The organism is Nocardia sp. NPDC058497 (assembly GCF_042720195.1).
Taxonomy (GTDB): Bacteria; Actinomycetota; Actinomycetes; order Mycobacteriales; family Mycobacteriaceae; genus Nocardia.
Window position 1 is genome coordinate 1 of sequence record NZ_JBHXMY010000877.1, and the last position, 1,740, is coordinate 1,740.

The 1,740-nt window shown below is 68.3% G+C and carries 1 protein-coding gene; it reads left to right on the top strand.

Going from position 1 to position 1,740, the window contains the following annotated elements; all coding sequences use genetic code 11:
• Positions 1 to 1,718, top strand: a 1,718-nt coding sequence (locus ACFWPJ_RS32030) for a phosphoenolpyruvate carboxykinase (GTP) (protein ID WP_378857154.1), incomplete at its 5' end; no start/stop codon positions are given.
• Between the last annotated feature and the right edge of the window lie 22 nt (positions 1,719 to 1,740).

A 1,740-nucleotide genomic window follows, 5' to 3' on the forward strand; every position in this document is an offset into this window, starting at 1 on the left:
GCGTGGTCTGGGCCGACGGCTCCGATGCGGAATGGGATCGCCTGACCACGCAGCTGGTCGAGGCGGGCACCTTCAAGAAGCTCGACGAGAAGAAGAAGCCGAACTCGTTCCTGGCGCTGTCGGACCCGTCCGACGTCGCCCGCGTCGAGTCGCGCACCTACATCTGCTCCAAGACCGAGGCCGACGCCGGTCCGACCAACAACTGGGTCGACCCCGCCGAGATGCGCGCCACCATGACCGAGCTGTACCGCGGCTCGATGAAGGGCCGCACCATGTACGTGGTGCCGTTCTGCATGGGCCCGCTCGGTGCCGAGGACCCCAAGCTGGGCGTGGAGATCACCGACTCCGAGTACGTCGTCGTCTCGATGCGCGTGATGACCCGCATGGGCCAGGCCGCGCTCGACAAGCTGGGCGCCGACCGCCCGTTCGTGAAGGCGCTGCACTCCGTGGGCGCCCCGCTGGCCGCCGGCCAGGCCGACGTGCCGTGGCCGTGCAGCGACACCAAGTACATCACCCACTTCCCCGAGGACCGCGAGATCTGGTCCTTCGGTTCCGGCTACGGCGGCAACGCGCTGCTCGGCAAGAAGTGCTACTCGCTGCGCATCGCCTCGGCGATGGCCCACGACGAGGGCTGGCTGGCCGAGCACATGCTGATCCTCAAGCTGATCTCGCCCGAGAACAAGAACTACTACGTCGCCGCCGCGTTCCCGAGCGCCTGCGGCAAGACCAACCTCGCGATGATCCAGCCGACCATCCCCGGCTGGCGCGCGGAGACCCTGGGCGACGACATCGCCTGGATGCGTTTCGGCAAGGACGGCCGCCTCTACGCGGTGAACCCGGAGTTCGGCTTCTTCGGCGTCGCGCCGGGCACCAACCGCAGCTCCAACCCCAACGCGATGGAGACCATCGAGGCGGGCAACACCGTCTACACCAACGTCGCGCAGACCGACGACAACGATGTGTGGTGGGAGGGTCTGGAAGGCGACCCGCAGCACCTGATCGACTGGAAGGGCAACGACTGGACGCCGGAGTCCGACGGCCACGCCGCCCACCCGAACTCGCGCTACTGCACCCCGATGTCGCAGTGCCCGATCCTGGCCCCCGAGTGGGACGACCCGCAGGGTGTGCCGATCTCGGCGATCCTGTTCGGCGGTCGCCGCAAGACCACCGTCCCGCTGGTGACCGAGTCCTTCGGCTGGGAGCACGGCGTGTTCATGGGCGCCACCATGGGCTCCGAGCAGACCGCCGCCGCCGAGGGCAAGGTCGGCACCGTCCGCCGCGACCCGATGGCGATGCTGCCGTTCCTCGGCTACCACGTGGGCGACTACCTCAACCACTGGAGCAACCTCGGCAAGAACGCCGACGCGGACAAGCTGCCGAAGATCTTCTACGTCAACTGGTTCCGTCGTGGCGAAGACGGCCGCTTCCTGTGGCCCGGATTCGGTGAGAACTCCCGCGTGCTGGAGTGGATCGTCGGCCGTATCGAGGGCCGCTCGGGCGCCGTGTCGACCCCGGTCGGCAACGTCCCCTCGGCCGCCGACCTCGACCTGGAAGGCCTCGACGTGGTCGTGGCCGACGTCGACGAGGCGCTCGCGGTGAACGCCGACGAGTGGCGCAACGAGATCCCGTCGATCGAGGAATGGTTCGAGTTCGTCGGCGACAAGCTCCCCTCCGGCGTGCGCGACGAGTTCGAGGCACTCAAGGAGCGCCTGGGCTGATCGCCCCCCTGAGCAACGAACC